This window comes from Umezawaea sp. NPDC059074, assembly GCF_042738955.1.
In the GTDB taxonomy this organism is placed as follows: domain Bacteria; phylum Actinomycetota; class Actinomycetes; order Mycobacteriales; family Pseudonocardiaceae; genus Umezawaea.
Genome location: NZ_JBHYHC010000078.1, coordinates 37,103 through 42,198, shown reverse-complemented (window position 1 = coordinate 42,198; position 5,096 = coordinate 37,103). Strand labels below are relative to the sequence as shown.

Below are 5,096 nucleotides of genomic sequence, written 5' to 3'. Positions count from 1 at the left end.
GCCGCCGTCACGCCGGTGATCACCACCGGGTTCCACCAGTTGGGCGCGCTGTCCGGTCGGGTCGACGACCCGGCGGGCGCGTCCCGTCCGTTCGCCGCCGACCGCGACGGGTTCGTCATCGCCGAGGGTTCGGGGGTGCTCGTCCTGGAACGCGCCGAGGACGCCGAGGCGCGCGGGCGGCGCTCGTACGCGGACCTCGTGGGCGCCCGCCCCCGACGGCCGGGGAGCGGAGGCGGCGTTGCGCACCGCGCTGGCCGACGAGGGCCTCGCCCCGTCGGACGTCGACCACGTCAACGCGCACGGCACCTCCACGCCGAAGAACGACGAGGTCGAGGTCGCCGCCATCGCCCGCGTGCTGCCGCACGGCCCGAGCGTCACGTCCGCGAAGGGCGTGCTCGGCCACACCCTCGGCGCGGCGGGCGCGATCGAGGCCGCGCTCACGGCGCTGACCCTGCGGCACGGCGTCGTGCCGCCGATCGTGAACCTGGCGTCGACGGCGTTCCCGCTCGACTGCGTCGTCGGGGCGGAACGCCGCCAGGCGGTCCGGGTCGTCGCGAGCCACTCGTTCGGCTTCGGCGGGCACAACGTCGTGCTGGTCTTCACCGCCGGGAGGGCCTCGTGACCGTGCACAGCGCCATCGCGCACGCCGCCGTCCACGTCCCCGCGGGCCGCCAGACCGTCGCGGAGGCCGAGGACCGGTTCCGCGCGGACAACCCCGACATCGCCATGTCCCGCGGCGTCCTGCACCACATGTACGGCCTCCGCGAGCGCACCGTCGCGGCGCACGAGGACCAGCCGTCCGACCTCGCCGCCCGCGCGGCGAGGACCCTGCTCGACCAGCACGGCACCGACCCGCTCGACGTGGACCTGTTGGTGTACACCGGAATCCTCGCCGACATGGAGGAACCGGCCACCGCGCACGTCGTCGCCGACAAGCTCGGCGTCCGCGCGCGGGTGTTCGACCTGAAGAACGCCTGCAACGGCGTCCTCAACGGGATCGAGGTCGCCGACGCGTTCGTCCGGGCCGGGCAGTACCGCCGGGTGCTGGTCGTGTCGGCCGAGGTCAGCACACGGGAGTCCCGCCGCGCGCTGGAGGACCCGAAGGACGTCCTGACCGCGTTGCCGAGCCTGAGCACCGGCGACATGGGCTCGGCCGTCCTGGTGGAGGCCCGTGACCGGCCGGGGATCCTGGGGTCGCGGTTCTTCGCGAACTCGTGGGGCTGGGAGGCCGCGACGCTGCCCAACCCGTACGCGAACCACCGCACCCTGGGGCACCTGCGGATCGACTCGGCGAAGCTCGTGGCGTCGTTCGACGGCATGGCGGACCGGCTGGAGCGGGCGATGGTCGAGATCGGCGTCAAGCCGGGAGACCTCGACCTCGCGTGCGTGCACCAGCCGTCGGTGGCGTTCACCAGGCTCGCCTGCGAGTGGGCGGGCGTGACGGCGGACCAGGTCGTGCCCACGTTCGCCGACCACGGCAACGTCGCCACGAACACCATCCCGCTCCAGCTCGCGCTGGCGCTGGAGACGGGCAGGTTGCGTCGGGGCGACCTGGTGGGCCTGTTCGGCTTCGCCAGGGACGGCCGGGAGAACCTGTTCGGCACGCTCGCGCACCACCCGCCGCTGGCCTACGCGTGGCTCGGCCTGGTCCGGCTGCTCACGCACGAGGGGCTGCTGCCCGCACGCACGCGGGAGCTGGCCGTGCTGCGGACGTCGCACCGGCTCGGGTCCGCGTACGTGTGGGCCCGGCACGCCGAGCACGCCCGGACGACCGGGCTGGACGCCGCCGAGACCGCCGCGGTGGGTGCTCCGCTCGCCGGGCACCCGTGGTCGCCCGCCGACCGCGTGGTGCTGGAGGCGGTGGACGAACTGGTCGCGGACGCCGATCTGTCCGACGACGTCTGGGATCGGCTGTCGGCCGTGCTGGACGAGCCGCGGGTCGTCGAGCTGCTGATGGTCGTCGGGCAGTGCACGACCGCGGGCATGACGTTGCGCGCGCTGCGCACCCCGACAGGAGGAACGCCGTGATCACCGAGGAGGTCACCGCGCTGCCCGGCGCGTACGGGGAGTGCCCGTTCGACCCGCCGCCGGTCTACCGGCGGGCCGCCGAGAGCGGGCCGATCAGCAGGGCCGTGCTGCCGGACGGGTCGCCGTGCTGGCTGGTCACCGGGTACCACGAGGTCCGCGCCGTGCTCGCCGACCAGCGGTTCAGCGCGGACGCCCGGCGGCAGGGGTTCCCGTTCCTGTCGCCGACGCAGCGCGAGCTGGCGACGGCGACCCCGAGCTTCATCCGGATGGACGACCCGGAGCACGCCCGGCTCCGCCGGATGGTCAGCCGGGACTTCCTGGTGAAGCGGGTCGAGGAGCTGCGGCCGGACATCCAGCGGATCGTGGACCGGGCGATCGACCGCATGGTCGAGCGCGGCGCGCCCGCGGACCTGGTCGCCGACTTCGCCCAGCCGATCCCGTCGCTGGTCATCTGCCTGCTGCTGGGGGTGCCGTTCGACGACCACGACTACTTCCAGTCGTTGAGCGCGACCCTGCTGGACAACACCATCACGGCCGAGCAGGCGACGGCGGCGCACCGCGAGCTGATGGCGTACCTGGCCGGGCTCGCCGAGCGCAAGCGGAGCGAGCCGGGCGACGACGTCCTGAGCAGGCTGGTGGCGCGGGACGACCTCAGCGCGGCCGAGACGGCGTCGATGGGGTTCATGCTCCTGGTCACCGGGCACGAGACCACGGCGAACCAGACCGCGATGGCCGTGCGGGTCCTGCTGGACCGGCCCGACCAGGTGGCACGGCTGCTGTCCGGACCGGCGGCCACGCAGCAGGGAGTGGAGGAGCTGTTGCGGCACCTCACGCTGGTCCACCTGGGCCTGTCGAGAGTCGCGACCGAGGACCTGGAGGTCGGCGGCACCCTGGTGCGCGCGGGCGAGGGCCTGATCTGCATGCTCTCCACGGCCAACCGCGACACCGAGCTGGTCGGCTCGGGGGAGTGCGAGCTGGACGTGGGGCGCGACGCCACGCGGCACGTGGCGTTTGGCCACGGTACGCACCTGTGCCTCGGTCAGGCGTTGGCGCGGGCCGAACTCCAGATCGCGCTGGAGACCCTGTTCCGGCGGCTGCCGGGGTTGCGGCCCGCGGCGCCGGACCTCGAGTACACCGCTGAGAAGATCGTGTACGGGCTTCGGTCCCTGCCCGTGACGTGGTGAGCGGTCACCGGGTGGCGTGCTCGCGCCACCCGGTGACGGCGAACACCGCGCAGGACCCCAAACCCAGGCAGGACAACAGGATCGCGGCGTCACCCGCGGCGAGGACCAGGGCGCTCACGGCGCTCGCCGCGGTGAACCCGACGGCTCCCCAGGAGTACAGGACGGAGAACCCGGCGGACCACGAGTCCGCCGGGAGGGCGTCCATGACCGTGAGGCTGCGGGCGGTGCTCGCGGCGGCCTGGAAGAAACCCGCGCACGCGACGAGGGCGACCGTGGCGACGGCCGAGCCCACCAGACCGACCGCCGCGACGACCAGGCCGAACAGCGACGCGAGGACCAGGGTGTGCCCGAGCGCGCGGCCGGGCCAGCGGCGCAGGCCGTAGACGAAGCCGCCGACGATGCTGGTGACGGCCAGCGCGGAGAGCGCGACCCCCGCCCACTCCGGCGGGCCGCCGCGGTGCTCCACGACGCTGGGCAGCGTCACCTCCACCGCGGCCTGCATCGCCAGCACGACCGTGACGACGATCGCCGACGGCCACAGCGCACGCGTGAGCCGCTGTCCCGGCTTGGGACGCGATACGCCGTCCTCCAAGGACTCCGGGAGCTTCGGCACGACGGCCACGGTGACCAGCAGGGCTCCGGCGACGGCCAGCAGGGCCAGGTCGGCGCTGCCCGCGACGAGCGCGGCGCCCGCCAGCGCCGGACCGGCGATCTGGCACACCTGGTTCACCACCACGTCCAGCGCCACCGCGCTCTCGCGTCCGTCCGGGGCGGACTTCACCAGCAGCGTGCGGAGTCCGCCGAAGGTCCCGCTCGCCACGCCGCCACCGAGCGCCGCCACGGCCGCCGCGACGACCGGCGCGCCGAACCGGAGGGCCACGACCACCCCGACCAGTGCCACCGCCTCGACCACGGCCACCAGCGCGAGTTCCCTTCGCAGCGGGCGGTGCTGGAACCGAGCGCCCATCCGCGGGGCGGCGACGGCCTCGCCCGCGGCGTAGGCCCCGGCGATGACGGCTCCCCACGCGTACGTGCCCGTGTGCTCCCGCGCCGCGAACACGAACGCCAGGGGAACCGTGCACACGGCGAGGCGGGTGGACACCGTGGTGACCAGCCACCACCACGTGGGGGAGCGGGTCAGCAGTGCTCGGTATCCGGCCATCGTCACCTCGGCGTCGGCGCGTGCGTGCCGGACTCTACTCGGCGTGATCATGGATCCGGTGACTTTGTGAATTCTTCGGGCACCCTGCGTGACCGGTCCGGCTATGCTGAAGGCGGTACGGGTGATCGTTTCTTGGGTGGGGAAAGAGTGGTTCGCGGGATATTTCACGGTTGCCAGGAACTCTGGTATCAGTGCTGGTAGATCGGTCGCCGAAGGGGTTTTATCACCGAATTCGGGTACGTGATTCGTGGTGAAACATTGACTTGGACCTTTTTTGGCGAACGCGGCGTTCGGCGTAGTAATAGGTCCGTCTCATGTCGATATTCGAATCGCGAATGCCGAGCAGGGATTTGGTGCGTGATGCCGAAGCGATTAAGAGGTCCGCCGTAACAAGACTGGGGGAGACGCCGGTGGCCCGACGAGGCCGGGCCGACGTTCTGGAAGCGCTTTCCCGCTCGTGGTCTGCCGGGCGGGTCCGTGGTGCTGTGTGGAGGTTTCAGGGTCATGTCGAGCCGGATCGCCGGGTGCTCCCGATTAGCCGTCGTGGGGAGGGGCGTTCGCCGCACGCATGTGCGGACCGCACCACCTCGACAGCGCTGATCCCGGCGCGCGCCCGCCCCCGCGCGGGCCGCCCGGGCCCGCCCCCCAACAAAACCGCCGGCCGCTGGTTGAAACCGAACACCGCCCCCCCGGCGGGACCGCCACACGACGCCGCAGAGAGG

General features: G+C 72.9%; 4 protein-coding genes and 1 pseudogene. 4 read left to right on the top strand and 1 reads right to left on the bottom strand.

All coding sequences use genetic code 11. The features are described from left to right. Positions 1-15: 15 nt before the first annotated feature. The 4 genes and pseudogenes from ACFWW9_RS29580 to ACFWW9_RS29565 all read left to right on the top strand — a co-directional run. Positions 16-105: pseudogene (locus tag ACFWW9_RS29580) on the top strand (hypothetical protein); the annotation flags it as partial. A 133-nt stretch (positions 106-238) separates the two neighbouring features. Then, positions 239-622, top strand: coding sequence for a hypothetical protein (locus ACFWW9_RS29575; protein WP_390384642.1), 384 nt, complete (start codon positions 239-241; stop codon positions 620-622). Beyond that, a complete protein-coding gene (locus ACFWW9_RS29570; RefSeq protein WP_390384640.1) occupies positions 619-2,028 on the top strand; it encodes a 3-oxoacyl-[acyl-carrier-protein] synthase III C-terminal domain-containing protein in 1,410 nt (469 codons plus the stop codon). The genes ACFWW9_RS29575 and ACFWW9_RS29570 overlap by 4 nt, the downstream gene beginning before the upstream one ends. Continuing rightward, on the top strand, positions 2,025-3,212 hold the full coding sequence (locus ACFWW9_RS29565) for a cytochrome P450 (protein ID WP_390384638.1): 1,188 nt from the start codon (positions 2,025-2,027) through the stop codon (positions 3,210-3,212). Before ACFWW9_RS29570 ends, ACFWW9_RS29565 begins: the two co-directional genes overlap by 4 nt. Before the next feature lie 4 nt (positions 3,213-3,216). On the opposite strand, the gene ACFWW9_RS29560 is transcribed toward ACFWW9_RS29565, so the two are convergent. Then, positions 3,217-4,374, bottom strand: coding sequence for an MFS transporter (locus ACFWW9_RS29560; RefSeq protein ID WP_390384636.1), 1,158 nt, complete (start codon positions 4,372-4,374; stop codon positions 3,217-3,219). Between the last annotated feature and the right edge of the window lie 722 nt (positions 4,375-5,096).